Source organism: Paraburkholderia sp. GAS206C (assembly GCF_050435645.1).
Lineage (GTDB): Bacteria > Pseudomonadota > Gammaproteobacteria > Burkholderiales > Burkholderiaceae > Paraburkholderia > Paraburkholderia phenazinium_B.
Map to the genome: position 1 here is coordinate 74,499 of NZ_JBNDKR010000016.1, position 20,526 is coordinate 95,024.

Genomic DNA, 20,526 nt, shown 5'->3' on the forward strand with positions numbered 1-20,526 from the left:
ACGACCAGATTGCGCTATCTTATGGAGAGCGCTGCATAGTGCATCAGGTGTGTTCCGTTTCAGTGATCAATCGAGACTCTCGTCGCCCGGAGGCGTCACCATGAATACCGTTTTGGATGAGCAGGCAACCCGGGACCTGATCGCTCGGCTTTACGATGCGTTTTCGCGCAGGAGCGTCGACTTATTGCGTCAGGTGGTCGCTGCCGATTGGGAGTACATTCCCGAGCCTGCAGGTGCCCAGCCGGGACCGGATCAGATGACCACGGTCTTCGCAAGGATCGACAGCGCGTTGCCCGACATGTCGATTCAGCTGCTGGACGTGCTCATTCATGGCGATCGCGTTGCCGTCCGGGCGGAAGTGAGCGGCACGCAGTCAGGCAAGCTGCTCGGTATCGAGGCAACCGCAAAGCCAGTGAAATTTGCGATTCATTCCTTTCATGAAATCCGCGATGGCCTGGTCGCCAAGACCTGGCATATCGAAGACTGGCTTTCGGTATTCAGGCAGCTCGGTGCATTTCCTCAGGGCGTTCCGGGCGGTTGAGCCGTATTGACACCTTGGGAGCGGGCGATGTCTCGAGATTGACGCCGGAATTTTGCTGCACCTGCACCTTCAAACCGTCCCTGCTTCGGCTATCAGTCCGTTTGGAAGAATTAATACTCGCAGTGCGCGCCCGAACGCTAAACTGGGTTGAGTAGTCGAAGCTTAGCCGAGCAGTTGAGTGAAAACGATCTCAAGGAGAAAGCGCATGTCGACTGAAACGAAGTGCCCGTTCAACCACACCGCTGGTGGCGGCACGTCGAACCGAGACTGGTGGCCCAATCAGCTAAGCCTGAAAATCCTGCACCAGCATTCGTCCCTGTCCGATCCCATGGACAAGGACTTCAACTACGCTGAAGCGTTCAAGAGTCTCGATCTGGCGGCCGTCAAGAAAGATCTTCTCGCGGTAATGACCGATTCAAAGGACTGGTGGCCGGCGGACTTCGGCCACTACGGCCCTTTGTTTATCCGCATGGCATGGCATAGCGCAGGCACCTACCGCATTGCCGACGGCCGTGGCGGTGCCGGCGGTGGACAGCAGCGCTTTGCGCCGCTCAATAGCTGGCCTGACAACGTGAGCCTCGACAAGGCGCGCAGGCTGATCTGGCCGGTCAAGCAGAAATATGGCAAAAAAATCTCCTGGGCCGACCTCATTGTCCTGACGGGCAACGTCGCGCTGGAATCGATGGGATTCAAGACGTTCGGCTTCGCCGGCGGCCGCGAGGACTCGTGGGAACCGGATGACGACATCTATTGGGGCACTGAGACCAAGTGGCTCGACGACAAGCGCTATACCGGCGACCGTGACCTCGAAAACCCGCTTGGCGCCGTTCAGATGGGCCTGATTTACGTCAACCCGGAAGGCCCGAACGGCAACCCCGATCCGCTCAAGGCCGCCCGCGATATTCGCGAGACGTTTGCCCGCATGGCGATGAACGACGAAGAGACGGTGGCGCTAATCGCAGGCGGCCATACGTTCGGCAAAACCCACGGTGCAGGCGATGCGACGCTTGTGGGCCCCGAGCCGGAAGCGGCCCCGCTCGAGCAGCAGGGGTTTGGCTGGAAGAGCGCGTACGGCAGCGGCAAGGGCCGTGACGCCATCACCAGCGGTCTGGAAGTCACCTGGACCACTACGCCGACGAAGTGGAGCAACGACTTCTTTACGCATCTGTTCGGCTACGAATGGGAATTGACGAAGAGCCCGGCCGGTGCGCATCAATGGAAGCCGAAGGGCGATGCAGGCGCGGGTACGGTGCCCGATCCGCAGGACCCGTCAAAGCCGCGTGCGCCGTCCATGCTGACCACGGACCTCGCGCTGCGTTTCGATCCGGCTTACGAGAAAATTTCACGGCGCTTCTTCGAAAATCCGGACCAGTTGGCCGACGCGTTTGCGCGAGCCTGGTTCAAGCTGACGCACCGCGACATGGGGCCGCTCGCACGTTATCTCGGTCCGGAAGTGCCGAAAGAGGAGTTGCTCTGGCAAGACCCTGTGCCTGCGGTCAATCATCCCTTGATCGATGAGCAGGACATCGCCGCGCTCAAGAGCAAGATCCTCGCTTCGGGGCTGCCGGTGTCGCAACTGGTTTCGACGGCCTGGGCATCGGCGTCGACGTTCCGCGGCTCGGACAAGCGTGGCGGTGCAAATGGCGCTCGCATCCGTCTCGCGCCGCAGAAAGACTGGGAAGTCAATCAGCCGGCTCAACTGGCGACGGTGCTCGAGACACTCGAGGGTATCCAGCGCGAGTTCAACGGCGCACACGCGGGCGGCAAGCAGGTTTCGCTCGCCGACCTGATCGTGCTGGCCGGTTGTGCCGGCGTCGAAAAGGCGGCGAAGAATGCCGGCCACGACGTGAAGGTTCCGTTTTCACCGGGCCGCACGGATGCGTCACAGGCGCAAACCGATGTGGATGCTTTCGCGGTGCTCGAACCGCTTGCCGATGGTTTCCGCAACTATCTGAAGGGCAAATACACGGTTACAGCCGAAGCGCTGCTGGTGGACAAGGCGCAATTGCTGAAGCTGACCGCGCCGCAACTGACGGTGCTTCTCGGCGGCTTGCGTGTCCTGAACACCAACTTCGGCCAGACGCAACATGGTGTTTTCACGAAGCGTCCGGAAGCGTTGACCAACGACTTCTTCGTCAATCTGCTCGACATGGGCACGGAGTGGAAGCCGGTATCGGACGCTAACGATGTGTTCGAAGGTCGTGATCGTGCAACGGGTGCGCTCAAGTGGACCGGTACACGTGTCGATCTGATCTTCGGCTCACACTCGCAGCTTCGGGCTTTCTCCGAAGTCTATGGGAGCGCGGACGCGCAGGAGAAGTTTGTTCATGACTTTGTCGCGGTCTGGAACAAGGTGATGAACAGTGACCGCTTTGATCTTGCTTGAGCCTGGAGGGCAGGTTTTAAAGTTCTTAAGCTGAAGTGTGAAGCGGCCGGTCGCTGTGACCGGCCGCTTTTTTTTGCGCGCCAACGCGGCCCTATCAGAGCACGTCCTTCGCTTGCACCAATTCAACACGCGTCGATACACCGCTAAGCGCGATCAGGTGAATCATCTCGGTTACGGTTGTGCAGCAATCGGCCAGAATCTTCACGGAATACTTCTCCGCTGCCTTCGAGATCGACGTGTGCGTGACGCAGTTTTGCGTCATCATTCCGCAGATCAGAAGTTCTTCGGCATCCAGTCGCGTCAACGTTTCCTCGAGTGTCGTGCGGTGGAACGCGTCAGCAAAAGACTTGATGACGACAGGTGCATCCGGCGCGGCTGCGAGTATGCGTGGGTGAATTTCGACGCCTGGCGTCGCTTCGTTGAAGAACGGTGCAGTACCCTTGGTCTTGTCAGCAACGTGCTGGATCAGAACGACCGGAATGTCCTTCGCCTGGGCCTGCGCGATCGCAGTTTCGGTTTTGGCCAGAGTGGCGTCGGCGTTCCATAGCGGGAATTTGCCTTCAGGGAAGTAATCGTTCTGCAGGTCGATGACGATCAACGCTTGTTTGGACACGATGGACTCCAGGTGAGGTCGGGATAGATGCATTCTTCGCCATCCGGCCTTTCAACGGAAGTGGCCGTCATGACAATATCCGGTAAGATCGGGCCATTGCGGGTTCGTCGTCAGGTGCATCCATGTCCCAACCTATCATCGCCGTCGTGGCGTTCGACAGGATCAGTCCGTTTCACCTCTCCGTACCTTGTGTTGTGTTCGGTGAGCCTCATCCGGGCCTGCCGCCTGTCAAATTCAAGGTTTGCGCAGCCGAGCCTGGCGCCATCAATACGACGGCTGGTTTTTCCCTCGGCGTAAGTCACGGTTTGTCCGCTTTAAGGACGGCGGATACGATCATCGTTCCGACCTGGCGTGACATCGAGGAACGGCCGCCAGAACCGCTTCTTAAGGCGTTGGTGGCTGCACAGCGACGAGGTGCGCAGATTGTCGGCCTCTGTCTTGGCGCTTATGTGCTGGCGGAAGCGGGACTGCTGGACGGACGTCGCGCTACGACGCATTGGGCGTATGCGCGCGATTTCGCGCAACGCTACCCCATGGTCACGGTGAACGCTGATGTGCTGTATGTGGAGGACGGCAACGTGCTGACTTCCGCGGGCACTGCGGCTGGCATCGACTGCTGTCTGCACATGGTGCGCCAGCGCTACGGGACCGAGTCTGCCAACAGCCTGGCGCGACGCCTCGTCGTGCCGCCGCATCGTCAGGGCGGCCAGGCGCAATTCGTCGAGCAGCCTATGCCGGCAACCGCGAGAGAATCGCGGCTGTCAGGGTTGATCGATCAGGTACGCGGTACGCTGGACGAAGCGCACACGTTGGACAGCCTCGCCGGCGAGGCATTGATGACTCGCCGTACCTTCACCCGGCAATTCCGGCAACTGACCGGCATGACAGTCGGTGAGTGGCTGCTGAACGAGAGACTGGCCTTGACGCAGCGATTGCTGGAGACCAGCGATCACTCAGTGGATGCAATTGCGGTGCTTGCCGGTTTCGGATCGCCGGAGTCGCTGCGGCTTCACTTCAGGCGAGCGTTTAGTGTCTCGCCAACGGTGTGGCGGCAGAGTTTCAAAGGTCAGGACGCTTGATTCGTTTGCAGGGCTGTTTATCGGGCGTCTAGGCGAGGTTCGTAGCCAGTGCGTCGAAGTCCTCTGCCCATTGCTTGCGCCACGTATCCTGGGTCGTCGCGTCGACCCACGCACCATCAATCCCGTTCATCATAAAGCTGCGCAGATCGTCGATGCCAAAGCCGAAGTGGCTGAACATCAATTCCCACGCCTCGCTCGGACTGATCTTGTGCAAGGTTGGATCGTCGGTATTCGGGTGGATCTTCAGGCCGAGTCCCGGCATTTTACGGATCGGATGACGCTCCGCCCATTGCTCCGGTGGCAGCGTGCGCAGATAGTAGGAGTTGGTCGGAACGACGGTGAAGACGATTCCGGATTCCGCGTAGCGTGCGGCCAGTTCGGGGTTGTCGACGATCGTATAGCCATGATCGACACGATCCACCTTGAGCAGATCCACCGCGGTTTCGACGTTGCGCCAGGGCATGCCGAACTCCCCGGCGTGCGCTGTGGTCTTGAAGCCCGCTTCGCGCGCGTTGCGATAGGCTTTCCAGAACAGTTCGGGTGGCCGGTCGTTTTCGCGGTAATCGATGCCTATGCCGGCGACTTCATCGGCACGATGCTGCTTCATCCATTCCACCAGGGCTACCGCTTCATCGGGGTCCGCTTCGCGATCGATGCTGGGGATCAGACGTGCGGAAAGTCCGAAATCGGCTGCTGCGTCGCGGATCGCTGCAACGATGGCCGCTTGCGCGTCGCCGTATTCGATCTTTGACACTCGTACGGTGCCAGTCGGATTCCAGAAAAATTCGCTATGACGCACGTTGTGCGCCGCGGCGTCCGCGAGATATTCGTAAGTTATACGATGCAAATCGTCCGGGTCGGTCAGGAGATATTCGTCGAGCGCACGCAGTACACGCAACACGCCCACTGGTTTTTCACCGCGTGTATAGAACGAGTCGATCTCGCTGCGCTCGATGGGCGCGTTGCTTTTTTCCGCTAATGCGATGAACGTCTCCTGCCGAACCGCTCCCAGCAGGTGGCAGTGCAGTTCGACTTTGGGAATCGCGTTGAAGAAGTCCCTGTGTGCAGGCGTAATCGTGATGCCGGTAAGGGACGCGGGCACGTTGCCAAATTTCTCGTTCATCTTTTTAGGTGTTCGTGTAGGGCAGGATTAGTGATGCTTGACCACGGTCCAGAAGTAATAACCGAGGGGACCGGCCAGTACGATGAGTCCCCACGGCACTTCGCGAAAGCGTCCGGCGAGCAGTTTGACGAGCACGAAGCAAAGCAGGCCGCCCGCGATGCCGGTGCCAAAGCTGTTCGACATCAGCGTGAGCAGCACCATCGAGAGGACTGGGAACGCATCCGTGAAGTCGTCGAAATGCGCGTTGCGGATGGTGCTGAACATCGACAGGCCAATCAGGATTAGCGCAGGCGCGGTAGCTTCCTTGGGAATCGCGAGCGCGACCGGCACAAACAGCAGCATCAGAGCGAACATTGCACCCGCCGCCAATGAAGACAGCCCGCTTCGCCCACCCGCTTCAACGCCTGCCGCTGACTCTACCAATGCCGTCAGCGCTGGAACACCCAACACGGGACCTAGCGTAGCCGCGATCGAGTCGACCAGAAACGGCCGGTTGATATTGGGCAGGTTGGCGTTCTCGTCCAGCAGATTCGCTTTGGCGCCGACAGCGAGCGTTGTTCCTAGCGTCGAGAAGAACTCGGCGGCGAAGAATACGAACAGATAGGGTATGGCTGCCACCGTCAACGCGCCGGGAATATCGAGCTTGAACGACACTGGCATGATGTCGTGAGGCAGCGCGATCAATGACGGCGGCAGGTGCGTGACGCCAAGCGGCACGCCGACGCCGGCCGCAATCAGTATTGCCCAGAGAATTGCGCCTGGCACCCGGCGGCCTTGCAACACGACGGCTGCGGCGAGACCGATCAACGCGACCAGCGTGCCGGGCCGCGAAAAATCCCCGAGTGCCAGCGCATTGGTTTTCGCATTGGCGATCACCATCCCTGCGTTGCGAAAGCCGAGCACCGCGATGAACAAACCTATCGACGCGCCAAGCCCCAGCTTGATCTGCGCGGGAATCAGCCGCACCACCAGACTGCGCGCGCCAACCAGCGTCAGGATCAGGAACAGCAGGCCGGAAATGAAGGCGATCCCGAGGCCCGTTTGCCATGCAACGTGCTCGCCGGCCAGTGTGACGCCAAGTATTACCGCGCCGCCGATTCCCGGCCCGACCATAAACGGCATGTTCGTATAAAGCCCCATGAAAATGGTGCTCAAAACGAACACGATGATCGTCGACGTGGTTGTCGCGCCGCGATCCATGCCACCCATCGCCAGCAGCGACGGAATCACGACGAGCAGGTATGCCGCGGCGAGAAACGACGTGATGCCTGCAAGCGCTTCGGTGCGTACCGTGGTGTTGCGTGCGCGCAGTGCAAAGCGCCGCTCGAGCCAACCGGGCGGCGGCGCAGAGGCCGAGGCACTGCCCGGCAGGTTCGCAGACGGCGGTGCATCCGGTGCGCTGCTTACGCGCCTCGTCATCGAAGATTCCTCACTCATCAATCGTTTCCTCTTGTTACCGTTCGACTTTATACTGCGGCGCATCGTGTCTATCAGGGCGCTCGCCATGGCTACCCGTTCGTCTTTGCTGCCCGCGCTTACCCTGAAGCAGATCCAGTACTTTGTCGTGCTCGCGCATGCGGGTAGTTTCACGCAGGCCGCCCGGTCGCTTTCTCTAACACAGCCTGCATTGACCGCCGCGATTCGTCAGATCGAGAATCTGCTGGGCGGCCCCTTGTTCGCACGCTCCGCTCATCGGCTTACCCTCACCGACGCCGGCGCAAGCGTATTGCCGCTCGCCGAACGCCTCCTGAACAACGCGCGTGGTACGTTCGATGACATGGCGAGCATCTTTGCCGAACAAACGCAGTCGGTGCGCATCAGTCTGATTCCGTCGGTTGCGGGACGCCTGTTGCACGTCCTCGCTCCGTTGCGCGAGCGCGAACCATCGTTGCGCTTCATCTTCGAGGACATGCCGAATAGCACCCTGCTCGAAGCGATCCGCGAAGGGCGAGCCGATCTTGGCATTGGCGTGCATGAACCGGATGGCGCGGAGAACGACGACTCGCTGCGCTACCAGAACCTGCTCGAAGACGAGATCGTCGTCGTGATTCGCCGCGACGATCCGCTTGCCCGACGTAAATCGGTGGACTGGAGCAAGCTGGTGGACCGGGAGCTTGCGGTGTTCGTGCGCGGCAGCGTGAGCGATGCGTTGCGCCGAACCGGCATGGCGGAAAACCTGCGCCTCACTGTCGCGTATCGCATGGAATACACCGAGTCGCTCTATGCGCTCGTGCGCAACGGTCTCGCCGTTGCGGTGCTGCCGAGTTTCTACACGATGCATCTGCACGATCCCGAACTCATAGCGCTCCGCCTGGACAAGCCACGCGTCACGCGGGCTATCGCGCTGATTTCGCTCGCGGACGACGACCGCGGACCCCACGTGAGCGCGTGCCGCGAATGGATTGCTGCCAACTTCTGAAGCCCCTCGACGCCGATCTGCAGCGACTCAGCACTACTATACGGATCCGGTAAATAAAAAATAATTTTGTTTTTTTATTGATGTATAGATCGATTTTATGGGCTGGCGATAGCGCTCCACAAGCGGCCAGTTGGATCGCATGGCTCATAAATTGAATTTATGGGTAGATAACAATAATAAGTTTTTATTTTTCGGGCGATCTAAATACACTGCGGTCAGTCGGCAGATGACGTGACCGTTCAGCGGGACTCGTCGCCAACAGAGCGATTGCTTATCGGTCCTCCTGCAGATCCAATTAAATAGTATTCCTTCGTAATGACTGGACGCTTCGTTTGGCGGCGTCCTTCACTTCTATCGCCTGAACAAACGATGCTTTCCGAAACGGGGACCTGTTCTATGAAAAAGTGGCTTCTCTTCGCGTCTTTGCTGGGATCGTCTGCCGCGGTCTACGCACAAAGCAGCGTCACCTTGTACGGCCGCATCGATACGGGCATCCAGTATCAGACAGGCATGCCGCAGGGCAATCTCTTCAGCATGGAAACCGGCAACTGGGACACGCCTCGTTTTGGCCTGAAGGGTTCAGAGGATATTGGCGCAGGCACCAAGGTTATCTTCACCCTGGAGGCCGGTTTTAACTCTCTGGACGGGAGTATCGGCAGCACGCTGTTCAGCCGGCAGGCGACGATCGGCGCCGCGAACCCTGCGTGGGGTACCTTCAAGGTGGGCAATATGGGTGCGTACGAACTTCAGCAGGACAGTTTCGATCTCGACCCACAGTTGATGATGCTCTACGGTATCCAGACGCTTGTGCGCGGACGTAACTGGTCGGACGCTTCGAATGGATTCGAGTATACGTCGCCCACCTTGGGTGGCTTGCGAGTCAAAGGACAGTACGAACTGACCAATAGCACGAACTGGAACTCGGGCGATCCGGGCAGTGGCCCGGGTCAGCTTGGCGGAGCACAAGGGCGTTCAGACGGCATCGAATTGAACTACGACGCGGGCATCGCGCATTTGCTCGCAATCTACGACGAGATCCGCGACAGCAATGGCGAGTTCGATAACGTCTATGTCAATTCACGCTCGTTGATGGCGGGTGGCACGCTGGCGATGGGCCCGGTGACCTTGTATAGCGGCTATCAGCACCTGAGTGCGCCGCAAGCGTCGGACGAAGGTTACTTCGGAGATGGGGCTCCCACGTCGCTTCCATCCGGTGTGTCTTTGCCGACAGCGGTCGATCAGGAATGGATCGGCGCACGCTGGAATGCGACGCCCACCACCGGATTCGGCGCGGCCGTTTATCACACGAATACGAATCACGGGAACGGTAACGCGACGTTGTGGACATTGACGGCGACCTACGCGCTGTCCAAGCGTACGGTGCTGTATTCGGAAGTCGCGACGGTGCGCAACAGCTCGACGTCCAACATTGGCCTGGGCGACGGCTATAGCGATCCGTACGGTGCAAATGTCGTGGACGATCCTGCGAGCGGTGCGGCGAATAGCCGGACCGATCCGAACTTTGGTGGGTCGCAAACGGGCGTGTTTGCCGGCATTCTCACGCACTTCTGAGCAAGCCGTTTTACGCCTCGGATATCAGGCGTCATGCCCAAGACCTGAGGCATGACGCGGCAGGCTCAGGCTACCGCTTGACCCTGCTCGCAGAATTCGTCGATCAACAGTGTGGACCTGTGCTCGAGCGTGCTGATTGCCATCAGCGGATCGATCTTGACTCGAGGAATGGTCAGTTCGGGGCCGATTGGCGCGCCTTTTTTGCTATCGCCATCAATGCGCTCGATCAGCGCCCGACAAATCCACTGCACGCCGAGTTCATCCGGTACCACGTCAACATTTACTCGAAAGCCACGATGTTCCAACGCCACGACAACCTCCAGACACACAACGAAATTTAGATCACTCGAACGACAAGCGAAGAGTGTGGGGAAATGCTAGCACGGGTCCCACGATCTCTTCAGCCAAGTCGGCAATCAAACGTGATCAGTTCCGTTACAGATGAAATAGTGTGGCCTGGCTTCCGCCCTTTTTCCCTCGTTCGGGACAGGAACCTAACGTTGTGCGGGTTGCGTTGGCGTGCGGTAGAGCCAGAGCGCGATAACGATCGCGAGCAGCAGCAGCGCGCAAGCCATTGCAACGACGCCGTGCCATCCACGCAGATTCCAGAACACCCCGCCGAGCGATCCGACTACGCTCGACCCCAGGTAGTACGCAAACAGATACAGCGACGATGCCTGTGCCTTGCTGACCTGCGCTCGCGCGCCGACCCACGCACTGGCAATCGAGTGCGTGCCAAAGAACCCGATCGTCAAAACGGTGATTCCGAGGATGATGAGCCAGAGCTGGTTTGACAGCGTCATGGCCGTTCCCGCGAGCATCAGTATCAGCGTGGCGGGCAACACGGTCCGCCTTCCGAGCTTGCCGGAGAGACTACCCACCCAGGCCGAGCTGACGATACCGAACAGATACACCGCGAAAATCAGGCCGATCTTCGTCTGGCTCAGCGAGAACGGAGCGGCAATCAGGCGATAGCCGACGTAGTTGTACACGGTGACGAAGCTGCCCATCAGCAGGAAGCCTTCGACGAACAGCAACGGCAGAACGCCATCGCGCAGGTGCGTGCCAAAGGCACTCGCGAGCGGCGCAAGCCGCAACTCCCGCTTCTCGAAGTGGCGCGAGGGCGGCAGGAAGCGCCACAGAATGGCGGCACTCAGTATGCCCAGCACGCCGATCACCAGCACCGCGGAACGCCATCCCCAGACATCGGTTATGACGCCGGTCAACAGACGGCCGGCCATGCCACCCAGGCCGGTCCCGCCGACATACAGCCCCATCGCATGACCGAGTGAACGCGGATGCATCTCCTCGCCGACATAAGCCATTGCGACCGCCGGCAGGCCGCTGAGCGCGACTCCCATCAGTGCGCGCATGACGAGGAAGGTCGGCCAGTGCGGCACCGCGGCGCAGACGACGGTGAGCACCGCCGAGAGCATCAGCGACGCGACCATGATCGGCTTACGGCCCCATGCCTCCGACAGCGCGCCTGCCACGAGCATGGTGACCGCGAGCAGCCCGGTGGTCAGCGAAAGGGAGAGGCTCGCACCTGCAGCGCTGACATGAAAGTCTGCGGAGAAGAGCGGCATCAGCGGCTGCACGCAGTACAACAAGGCGAAGGTCGCGAAGCCGGCTGCGAACAGGGCGAAATTGGTTTGCCAGAACGCCGGCGTGCCGTGCTCGATTTTGCCTGCCGTCCCGTGAGCGCGAGGCGCCTCGCCGGCGGCCAGCGTCGCGGCCATCGTGTTGGGCGTCAGCAGATTGACGTCGTGCTTTCCCATGATTCCTGTAACTCCGTGTGCCATTTCCTTAAGACTGAATAATGACGCCGGCTCGTTCCATAGTCCAATATCGATTCGACTGGAATTGATACATAATCGATATCATGGATCTCCGCCGCATTCGCTATTTCATCGTGCTGTCCGAAGAGTTGCATTTCGGGCGGGCAGCGCAACGCCTGAACATCGCGCAGCCTCCGCTGAGCCAGCAGATCCGCGTATTGGAGGACGAACTAGGTGCGCGCCTGTTTGACCGGAGCAACCGGCGCGTGGAATTGACGGCTGCCGGCAAGGCGCTGTTGCCCGAGGCGCGCGCACTCGTGGCGCAGGCGGAGCGCACGGGTGAGGTGGCGCGGCGGGCGCAACTGGGCGAACTCGGTGAGCTGCGCGTCGGCTTTACCGGTTCGGCTGCCTTCGGCTCGGTCATCCCAAAGTTGATCTTCGAATTCCGCCGCCGCCTGCCGGAGGTGCACTTACGGCTCGAAGAACTGACCACTCAGCAGCAGTTGACGGCGATGCTGGAGCGGCGGCTGGAGGTGGCGTTTGTGCGCGGCATGACATCGCCGGATTTGCCGTCGTCGCTGCAAGTCACGCGTCTTTTCGAGGATGCGCTCGTGGTCGTATTGCCCGCGCAGCATCCGCTCGCCGCGCGGGAGAGTGCGCTTTCCATCGAAGCCCTGAAGGACGAGGGCTTCGTGATGTATCCGCGCGAGCGTGGCACAGGGGTGTACGACCAGATCATCGCGTTGTGTCAGCAAGCGGGGTTCGCGCCGCGGCTTGCCCAGGAGGCACGGGAGTCGGCCACCATCGTAGCGTTGGTGGCGGCCGGGCTCGGGGTGGCGATCGTGCCGGCCTCTCTGAGCAGCATCAATGTGGACGGCGTGGCATACCGGCCGCTACGTGGGAAAGCCGCACGCTCCGCCATGTGGATGGTGCTGCGCGCCGGCAAGCTGTCGCCGCAGGAGGCGTTGTTCATGACGCTGGCGCGGGAGTTGGGGACGCGGTAGGGCTTGTCAGTTTCCCTCAATCAACCGAACTGCCAGATTGGGGCTGAATACCCCCGCTTTCAAAGTCGGTCCAACGCCGCAAGGCCCGTCGGAATCGCCAGGGTTCTTGATCCAGGCAAGCAGGATCTGACCTGTTGCGTCGCCGGTCGGCTCGCCCAGTTTCGCGCCGGCCGGATTGCACCACTGGCCATTTGAACCGTTGCCGTTACGACTGGTGTCGATCACAACTGGCTTCGTATAGCCGAATCTGCTCCCTAAAACGCCATTCACTGCGTTCGCATACGCGATCGATTCCTGAGTCGGGTAGAAATTCGACACGTTCAATGCAAACCCCTTCGCCTCGCCGATGCCTGCATCGTGCAGACGGTTCGCCATGACATCCGCAGCAGTCCAGTGAGCATTGCCGGCGTCAAGGTAGATGTCGGCTGCCGGTGCGTTGAGCCGCAAGCGCGACACCGCATAGCTCAGCAGGTTCAGCCGGGCGTCCTGTGCGTCGGTCGTCTTCAGGCAGTCGAACTGCGCCAAAGAATCCGGTTCGACGACAACGACCGCCTGGTTCTTGCCTATGCCTTGCGAGAACGCGTCGATCCATGCGCGATAGGCGTCGGCATCCGCGGCTCCGCCCGCAGACGCGCCGCCGCAGTCGCGGTTGGGAATGTTATAGGCGACGAGGATCGGTACCTGGTGCGCGGCGTCGGCGGCAGCCACGAACTGACTTACTGCCGCATGAACGTCCTTGTTCCAGCTACCGAACCATTGGGCGGTAGGGACGTGTGTGATCGACTCGGTGATTTTTGCCGCGCGCGGATCGGCCGCATGATTGCGAGCCCATACGGCGGGCTCGGAGTTGGGATCGACGTAGAACGAACCGGCGGCCCACGTCTGTCCCATGACGAACAGGGTGGCCAACGCCATACCAAGGACTTGCGCGAAGCGTTTTTTCATTTTTAGTCGCAGAGAGGTGGCAGCGGGCGGCGACCGCCGCGGACAGCGAACCGCACCAGAACTCTGAATCCTACCAACTCCGCAGGTTCCCGCGTGCTCGCGCAGCAAGCTGGACACCTCATTGCGAGGAGGTGTCCAACTTGCGCAAGCACACGATCATCTTCCTGAGGATACAGCGTAACGTGCCCTTCTATGACGAAGCAACCTTTAGCAGCACCGGATCGTTGCGATAGAGATCCGGGAACATCTTCTTCAGATCGGTGACCTTGGGCAAATCGTTGATGGCGATATACGGATAGTCCGGATGCAGCACGAGGAAGTTCTGGTGATAGTTTTCCGCAGGGTAAAAGCCCTTGAAGTTTTCTACGCGCGTGACGACCGGCTGCGAAAACACATGCGCCTTGTCAAGTTGCGCTATATACGCCTGCGCGACAATACGTTGCTCCGGATTGACCGGGAACACCGCGGAACGATACTGCGTGCCGTGGTCTGGGCCCTGGTAATCCAGTTCGGTCGGGTTATGTGCAACCGAGAAGAAAATCTGCAGCAGCCGGCCGTAGGTAATCTGCGTCGGGTCGTAGGTGATCTGCACTGATTCAGCGTGACCGGTATCGCCGCCGCTAACGGTTTCGTATTGAGCCGTGCTGGCCGCGCCGCCGCTATAGCCGGCCGCGACCTGTTTCACCCCGCGCACATGTTCGAACACGCCTTGCACGCCCCAGAAGCAGCCGCCTGCGAACACCGCGGTTTCGCTATGGGTCGCGGTGACTTTCTCGTCCTGCGCGGGCGGCGGGACCTGGGTTGCCGCTTCCGCGGAGTTTGCCACGCGCTGCACGGCGACTGCCCCGAGCACGAGCGCTGCAACGCCTGCCAGCTTCGCGAACGATGCACGCTTCACTAACGGAGATGACGAAGCCACCTTGTCTGAAATTTTGCTCACGATGATCACCTGTTAAGTCTTAAGTGTTGAGTACTGCAAACGTATCGACATCGCGCCCGGCATCAGCCGAACGTAAATGAATAAGCTTCGACGCCCGGGTCCAGAAACTCGATCGAGAAGGTGTGATCCTTGACGTCGCCGGTCTGCCGCACCAGTTGATAGAGCCGCTGCTCCGTCACCGTGCCTGTGCCGTCGGCCGTCACGTCGCTGCCATGTGCTGCCCCAGGCGCGGCGCCGTCGATGCTGACGCGGAACCGCACAGGCTTGCCGTCCTTGTCCGGACCGAGCACCAGATGCAGATCGCGCGCATGGAAGCGGTAGACGATGCCACCGGACGCTGCGGCGAGCGTCGCGTGCTCTTCACCGACCCGCCACTTGCCGTCGAGACCCCACTCGTTGAGCGAGAGCTGTGTGGGGGCCGCGTACGTATGCGACTTGTCTTCTGCTTCGCCGCCAGGCGAAGCGAAGTTCTCGGCACGCGAGTAACCGATATACGTTTCCGGTGACTTCATATCGGAGTTATCGGCCGCTGCTTCCACGCCCATGACGCTGGTGCTGGTCAAACCCGTCGGGACGCTGGTCGCGTTCGCGTGCCCTGCTTCAGCCAGTAACTGCTGGATGACCTTCTCCGACTCCGCATAGTCGCCTTCGCCGAAGTGGTGATAGCGGATGCGTCCCTGTGAATCGACAAAGTAATGCGCCGGCCAGTATTCGTTGTTCAGCGAGCGCCAGATGGCGTAGTTGTTGTCGATCGCTACCGGATAGTCGATACCGAGGTCATGCGTGGCCTTCTTCACGTTGTCGATATTGCGTTCGAAGGCGAATTCCGGGGCGTGCACACCGATCACGACGAGCCCTTGATCCTTGTACTTTTCGGCCCATGCTTTGACATATGGCAGCGAGCGCAGGCAGTTGATGCACGAGTACGTCCAGAAGTCGACCAGTACGACCTTGCCGCGCAGGCTCTGGGCAGTCAGAGGGGGCGAGTTGAGCCACTGGACCGCGCCGTTGAGCGACGGCAACTGGCCTTCGACAGGCAACGGCGGTGCGTTTTCGCTAACGGGTTGTGCTGCGCGCAGCATGCCGCCGGATGACGCCGCCATCATGCTGCCCGACGTCGCGACCATCGCGTTGCCTGTGGTGACCACGTCGTTGTCGGAAGAGGCAGCTATCGTGCCCGAAGCAGCGACGGGGTTGGCCGCCGCCATCGCCGTCGTCGTGCGGGGCGCAAGCCGGTCGACCAGCTTTTGTTCAATACCACCGGTCGCCACCGTGGACACGCGGGTCAGCACGCCGGTGTCGAGACCCAGCGCAATCGCGACCACACCGCACAGCATCGCCGCGCCGATCCCACGACGGACCCATTCTCCTGCGCCCAGCGAGCGCTTCATCGCCGTAAACACGCGTCCGCCGATCAGCAGCGCCACCGCCAGCGAGGTAGCCGCGCCGGCTGCATAGGCAACCAGTAGCAGGGTAGTGCCAACGCTCGCGCCACGCAGCGCCGCACCCGTCAGCACCAGACCGAGAATCGGACCCGCGCACGGTGCCCACAGCAGTCCGGTGGCGATCCCGAGCAGGAACGACGAACCTGCCCGCACCTGCTGGCCATCGGCCTGGGCAAAGTTCGACAGGCGGTTGCCGGCGCTCACCAGCGGGCGCATCAGATGGTCCGCAAAACGCGGAAACAGGAGGGTCAAGCCGAACACGCCGAGCAGCGCAATCGCGACCCAGCGGCCGTACTGATTGGCCTGGGTCACCCAGCCGCCGCCGACCGCGGCGAGCGTCGCCACGAGAGCGAACGTGAGCGCCATGCCGGCGAGCAGCGGCAGGCCGCTGCGCACGAATGGCTGATCGGCGCGCGCGAAGACGAACGGCAGCACCGGCAGGATGCACGGGCTGAGAATCGTCAGGGCGCCGCCAAGGTAGGCAAGAACGATGAGCAACATGACTGGTCCAGAAAGGTTATTGGCCTATGTTTGGTCCACTGGGGTTCAGGTGGCGGCCGGCGTAAATTCCATGGCCAGGCCGTTCATGCAATAACGCAGGCCGGTGGGCTTCGGGCCGTCGTCGAAGACGTGGCCCAGATGCCCGCCGCAGCGCCGGCAGTGCACTTCCGTGCGCGACATGCCGAACGAGCTGTCCTCGCGCTTGTCCACGGCGTGATCGAGCGGCGCCCAGAAGCTCGGCCAGCCGGTATGGCTGTCGAATTTCGTGTGCGACGAGAACAGGTCGAGCTTGCATCCGGCGCAGGAAAACACCCCGGTGCGATGTTCTTCGTTCAATGGGCTGGAGTAGGGGCGCTCCGTGCCTTCCTCGCGCAGCACCTTGTACTGTGCCGGGGTCAGCAATTTGCCCCATTCGACGTCCGTATGGGTCACTTCGAAGGCCTTGGCCGGCGTGCCGGTATCGGTCGGCGCCGCGGCCAGCTTCGGCAAACGGCTGACGGCGGCCAGCGCCGCTACGGCTACGCCGCCCGAGAACAGAAAACGTCTGCGACTTTGCATGAGATGCTCCTTGGTGCCAGTCTGAGGATAGTGGCGCCATACTAGGACGGAGGCGGTGTCGAAGTCCTCACAGAAAGTTAAATTAAATGTGATAACTCGCCGGCTGGAAATTTTGCACAATGGGGGCAACGCGGCGTTCCTGCGCTGCTATGGCCGAACACCCCTCCAACCACCGCCTGACAGGCGTTTGAAGCCCTTATGGATCATCCGAAGCGCGTACTGATCGTCGAGGACGATGTCGACATTGCCAACGTTTTGAGCCTGCATCTGCGCGACGAACGCTACGAAGTCGTGCATAGCGCCGACGGTAACGAGGGCCTGCGGCTGCTCGAGCAGGGCGGCTGGGATGCCTTGATTCTGGACCTGATGCTGCCCGGCGTCGACGGCCTCGAAATCTGCCGGCGGGCCCGTGCGATGACGCGCTACACGCCGATCATCATCACCAGCGCGCGTTCGAGCGAAGTGCACCGGATTCTTGGCCTGGAACTGGGCGCCGACGACTACCTCGCCAAGCCGTTCTCCGTGCTCGAACTGGTGGCGCGGGTGAAGGCGCTGCTGCGGCGCGTCGATGCAATGGCGAAAGACTCGCGGATCGACGCCGGTACATTGCAGACCGCCGGTTTGACGATCGACCCGTTGACGCGCGAAGCAGCCGTCGATGGCCGCCGTATCGAGCTGACGCCGCGCGAATTCGATCTGCTGTACTTCTTCGCCCAGCACCCGGGCAAGGTGTTTTCGCGGATGGATCTGCTGAACGCCGTCTGGGGTTATCAGCACGAGGGGTATGAGCATACGGTCAACACGCACATCAACCGGCTGCGCGCGAAGATCGAAGCCGATCCGGCGCAGCCTTCGCGCATCCTGACCGTCTGGGGGCACGGCTACAAGCTCGTGGCGCCTTCTGAAGGGGCTTCTTCCCAAGACTCCAAGCCGAAGGACACACCGTGAACCTGACGCTTACCCAGCGGCTCCTGATCGTCTTCTCGGTGCTGTTACTCGCCTGTTCGGGCGCGTCCGCGTGGCTGCAGATTCGCTCCAGCGACCTGCACGAGAAGGAAGTCGTGCAGGGCCTCTCGCGCGACCTTGCCGCACACATTGCCGGCAGCGCGACACTGATGGATGCCAATGGCCTGCGACCCGACGCCGTGCGGCAACTGTTCGGCCAGTTGATGGCAGTCAATCCGAGCGTCGAGGTCTATCTGCTCGACAACGAGGGGCGCATCAAGGGCGATGATGCCCCCGCCGGACGCGTCAAGCGCCAGCAGATCGACCTCGCGCCGATCCGACGCTTCATTGCCGGCGATGCGTTGCCGATCCTCGGTGACGACCCGCGCAGTCTCGACGGGGGTAAGGTGTTCAGCGCCGCGCCATTGCAAACGGCCGGGCAGCCGCCTTCGGGCTACATCTACGTCGTGCTGCAGGGCGAGGCGCACGACCAGCTCGCGGCGCGCGTGGCCGCAAGCTCGGTTTTGCGGACCACGCTGTGGTCGATGGCCCTGGTGGCGCTGCTATGCCTCGTGGCGGGTTTGATGGCATTTGGCTTCATCACACGGCCATTGCGGCGTTTGACCGAGGCGATGCGCCAGTTCGATGCCAACGGTGAGCCGGATACGCAGCCGAAGGTGCCGCGCTCATCGTCGGCGGGGCGGCGCGATGAAATCGCCGTACTGGAGGCCACTTTCACGCAGATGGCCGATCGCATAGGCGAACAGTGGCGCGCACTGACGCGGCAGGACCAGCAGCGGCGCGAACTGCTCGCCAACATTTCGCATGATCTGCGCACACCGCTGACTTCGTTGCACGGCTACCTCGAAACGCTATCGCTCAAGGCGGATACGCTGAGCGACGTGGAACGCAAGCGCTATCTGGGGATCGCGCTGGCGCAGAGCGTCAAGGTGGGGCGGCTTGCGCAGGCGCTGTTTGAACTGGCGCGGCTCGAGCACGGCAATGTGCAGCCGGCGCTGGAGGATTTTTCGCTGGTCGATCTGGTGCAGGACGTGTTCCAGAAATTCGAATTGCCGGCCGAGGCTCGGCGTATCCAGTTGCGGGCCAACATTCCGCCGCGCTTGCCGGCGGTTAGCGCCGATCTGGGGATGATCGAGCGTGTGCTGACCAATCTGCTCGATAACGCGATTCGCCACACGCCGGCAGAAGGGGCGATTGATGTCGAGCTTGCGTATCGCGATGGCAAGGTGCAGGTGATGGTCAGCGATACCGGTCCGGGTATTCCGGCCGAGATGCGCGAAGGACTATTCGAGCGGCCGTTCAGCGCGGGTGGGGCGCATCGCGGCGGGGGCTTTGGGCTGCTGATTGTTCAACGCATGCTGCAATTGCATCACAGCCGGATTCGTCTGGTTGAGCGTGATGGTGGCACCGGGACGACGTTTTCTTTCGAGTTGCCGATCAGCGCCGCGGTGCATGCCTAGAGTGCCCTGGGGCGCTCAATCCACTTCAACGGGCACCCTGCGCGCCAAGGCACACATCAGTTCATACCCAATCGTGCCCGACGCCTCGGCCACATCGTCGATCTTCACCTGATCGCCCCATAGCTCGACTTGCGAGCCGACATGTGCGTCCGGGCAGGGCGTGAGATCCACGGTCAGCATGTCCATCGACACGCGGCCCACCACGCGTGTCAGCGTGCCGTCCACGGCGATTGGTGTTCCCGTCGGTGCGTGCCGCGGATAGCCATCCGCGTAGCCGCAGGCCACCACGCCGATCCGCATTTCCTCGTTGGCCGCAAACTTTCGGCCATAGCCGACGGTCTCCTGCGCAGACAGCGTTTGCGTGCCGATGATCTGGCTCGTCAAGCTCATCGACGCGCGCAACGGGGTGTCCGCGATATCGCGCGACACGCCCGACGGCGAGCCACCGTACAGAACGATACCCGGCCTGACCCAGTCCCGATGGGCGCCCGGATGCCACAGAGCCGCCGCCGAATTGGCAAGGCTGCGCTCGCCGGGAATCCCGGCGGTGGCGGCATCGAACCGCTCCACCTGCCAGTCGATATCGTCATTGTCCGCGCTGGCGAAGTGGCTCATCAGCGTGATGTTGCCAATCGATTCCGATGCACGCGCCCGTTCCCAGGCGGCCCGGTAGACGTCCGGTCTGAAGCCCAGGCGGTTCATGCCGGAGTTCATCTTCAGGTTGATATTGACAGGCTGTGTCACCTTGGCGGCGCGCAGCAGTTCCAGTTGCTCCGTGCAGTGCACCGAGACGGTCAGGCGCTGCTCGTCCGCAACGGCGACGTCGCCCGGCGTGAAGATGCCTTCGAGCAGCAGAACCGGCTTCGTCCAGCCCAGCTCGCGCACGCGGACCGCCTCGTCGAGGTCGAGCAGTGCAATACCGTCGGCATCGGCCAGGCCCGGATAGATGCGTTCGATTCCATGCCCATAGGCGTTTGCCTTGACGACGGCCCAAACCCTCGAGCCAGGGGTCTTTTGCCGGATCAGTTGAAGATTGTGTCGGACGGCATCCGGATGAATGCGGGCAACAATCGGGCGGGGCATCGAAGTCCTCTGCGGAAATAGGGGTTAGGAGTCAGCGGCATGCACTGGGTTTTTCATCTCCACCCAGTTTCGGGCACTAGCATAGATCGACGTTTTCAGGTTTTGTTACTGTA

General features: G+C 61.2%; 18 protein-coding genes. 8 read left to right on the forward strand and 10 right to left on the reverse strand.

Annotation, left to right across the window (positions count from 1 at the left end):
• Nucleotides 1–112 precede the first annotated feature (112 nt).
• Together P3T20_RS34625 and katG are read left to right on the forward strand one after the other, a co-directional pair.
• Nucleotides 113–541: an ester cyclase gene (locus P3T20_RS34625; protein WP_429289252.1), complete on the forward strand. Its 429-nt coding sequence runs from the start codon at nucleotides 113–115 to the stop codon at nucleotides 539–541.
• 205 nt (nucleotides 542–746) lie between these two features.
• Nucleotides 747–2,927, forward strand: a complete 2,181-nt coding sequence (gene katG / locus P3T20_RS34630) for a catalase/peroxidase HPI (RefSeq protein WP_429289253.1) — start codon at nucleotides 747–749, stop codon at nucleotides 2,925–2,927.
• 94 nt (nucleotides 2,928–3,021) lie between these two features.
• Here the strand turns inward: katG and P3T20_RS34635 are convergent, their stop codons facing one another.
• Complete coding sequence (locus P3T20_RS34635; RefSeq protein WP_074266477.1) at nucleotides 3,022–3,540, reverse strand: cysteine hydrolase family protein; 519 nt, start codon at nucleotides 3,538–3,540, stop codon at nucleotides 3,022–3,024.
• A 122-nt stretch (nucleotides 3,541–3,662) separates the two neighbouring features.
• On the opposite strand from P3T20_RS34635, the gene P3T20_RS34640 reads away from it, so the two are divergent.
• Nucleotides 3,663–4,619, forward strand: a complete 957-nt coding sequence (locus P3T20_RS34640) for a helix-turn-helix domain-containing protein (protein ID WP_429289254.1) — start codon at nucleotides 3,663–3,665, stop codon at nucleotides 4,617–4,619.
• A 28-nt stretch (nucleotides 4,620–4,647) separates the two neighbouring features.
• On the opposite strand, the gene P3T20_RS34645 is transcribed toward P3T20_RS34640, so the two are convergent.
• Together P3T20_RS34645 and P3T20_RS34650 are read right to left on the reverse strand one after the other, a co-directional pair.
• Nucleotides 4,648–5,742 carry an adenosine deaminase family protein gene (locus P3T20_RS34645; RefSeq protein ID WP_429289255.1) on the reverse strand — a complete coding sequence of 365 codons (1,095 nt, stop codon included), beginning with the start codon at nucleotides 5,740–5,742 and terminating at the stop codon, nucleotides 4,648–4,650.
• Nucleotides 5,743–5,769: 27 nt separating this feature from the next.
• A complete protein-coding gene (locus P3T20_RS34650) occupies nucleotides 5,770–7,161 on the reverse strand; it encodes an NCS2 family permease (RefSeq protein WP_429289256.1) in 1,392 nt (463 codons plus the stop codon).
• Nucleotides 7,162–7,246: 85 nt separating this feature from the next.
• Here P3T20_RS34650 and P3T20_RS34655 point away from each other — a divergent pair, with 85 nt between their 5' ends.
• Complete coding sequence (locus tag P3T20_RS34655) at nucleotides 7,247–8,161, forward strand: LysR family transcriptional regulator (protein ID WP_429289257.1); 915 nt, start codon at nucleotides 7,247–7,249, stop codon at nucleotides 8,159–8,161.
• Nucleotides 8,162–8,557: 396 nt separating this feature from the next.
• Entirely contained in the window at nucleotides 8,558–9,733 is a 1,176-nt protein-coding gene (locus P3T20_RS34660) for a porin (RefSeq protein ID WP_429289258.1), read from the forward strand.
• A 65-nt stretch (nucleotides 9,734–9,798) separates the two neighbouring features.
• Here the strand turns inward: P3T20_RS34660 and P3T20_RS34665 are convergent, their stop codons facing one another.
• Nucleotides 9,799–10,044: a hypothetical protein gene (locus P3T20_RS34665; protein WP_429289259.1), complete on the reverse strand. Its 246-nt coding sequence runs from the start codon at nucleotides 10,042–10,044 to the stop codon at nucleotides 9,799–9,801.
• Nucleotides 10,045–10,227: 183 nt separating this feature from the next.
• Entirely contained in the window at nucleotides 10,228–11,511 is a 1,284-nt protein-coding gene (locus tag P3T20_RS34670) for an MFS transporter (protein ID WP_429289260.1), read from the reverse strand.
• 104 nt (nucleotides 11,512–11,615) lie between these two features.
• Here P3T20_RS34670 and P3T20_RS34675 point away from each other — a divergent pair, with 104 nt between their 5' ends.
• Entirely contained in the window at nucleotides 11,616–12,515 is a 900-nt protein-coding gene (locus tag P3T20_RS34675; protein ID WP_074266474.1) for a LysR substrate-binding domain-containing protein, read from the forward strand.
• 6 nt (nucleotides 12,516–12,521) lie between these two features.
• Here the strand turns inward: P3T20_RS34675 and P3T20_RS34680 are convergent, their stop codons facing one another.
• The 4 genes from P3T20_RS34680 to msrB all read right to left on the reverse strand — a co-directional run bounded on the left by P3T20_RS34680 (nucleotide 12,522) and on the right by msrB (nucleotide 16,904).
• Nucleotides 12,522–13,460 (reverse strand): glycoside hydrolase family 6 protein, encoded by a 939-nt coding sequence (locus P3T20_RS34680; RefSeq protein WP_429289261.1) that lies wholly within the window; start codon nucleotides 13,458–13,460, stop codon nucleotides 12,522–12,524.
• Between the two features lie 190 nt (nucleotides 13,461–13,650).
• Nucleotides 13,651–14,358, reverse strand: a complete 708-nt coding sequence (gene msrA / locus P3T20_RS34685) for a peptide-methionine (S)-S-oxide reductase MsrA (protein ID WP_429289303.1) — start codon at nucleotides 14,356–14,358, stop codon at nucleotides 13,651–13,653.
• A 104-nt stretch (nucleotides 14,359–14,462) separates the two neighbouring features.
• Nucleotides 14,463–16,346, reverse strand: coding sequence for a cytochrome c biogenesis protein DipZ (locus P3T20_RS34690; RefSeq protein WP_429289262.1), 1,884 nt, complete (start codon nucleotides 16,344–16,346; stop codon nucleotides 14,463–14,465).
• A gap of 45 nt (nucleotides 16,347–16,391) precedes the next feature.
• Nucleotides 16,392–16,904, reverse strand: a complete 513-nt coding sequence (gene msrB, locus P3T20_RS34695; RefSeq protein ID WP_074266471.1) for a peptide-methionine (R)-S-oxide reductase MsrB — start codon at nucleotides 16,902–16,904, stop codon at nucleotides 16,392–16,394.
• A gap of 198 nt (nucleotides 16,905–17,102) precedes the next feature.
• Here msrB and P3T20_RS34700 point away from each other — a divergent pair, with 198 nt between their 5' ends.
• Nucleotides 17,103–17,852 carry a response regulator transcription factor gene (locus P3T20_RS34700; protein WP_074266470.1) on the forward strand — a complete coding sequence of 250 codons (750 nt, stop codon included), beginning with the start codon at nucleotides 17,103–17,105 and terminating at the stop codon, nucleotides 17,850–17,852.
• On the forward strand, nucleotides 17,849–19,330 hold the full coding sequence (locus P3T20_RS34705; protein ID WP_429289263.1) for an ATP-binding protein: 1,482 nt from the start codon (nucleotides 17,849–17,851) through the stop codon (nucleotides 19,328–19,330). Before P3T20_RS34700 ends, P3T20_RS34705 begins: the two co-directional genes overlap by 4 nt.
• Before the next feature lie 15 nt (nucleotides 19,331–19,345).
• Here the strand turns inward: P3T20_RS34705 and alr are convergent, their stop codons facing one another.
• Nucleotides 19,346–20,413 carry an alanine racemase gene (gene alr / locus P3T20_RS34710; protein WP_429289264.1) on the reverse strand — a complete coding sequence of 356 codons (1,068 nt, stop codon included), beginning with the start codon at nucleotides 20,411–20,413 and terminating at the stop codon, nucleotides 19,346–19,348.
• Between the last annotated feature and the right edge of the window lie 113 nt (nucleotides 20,414–20,526).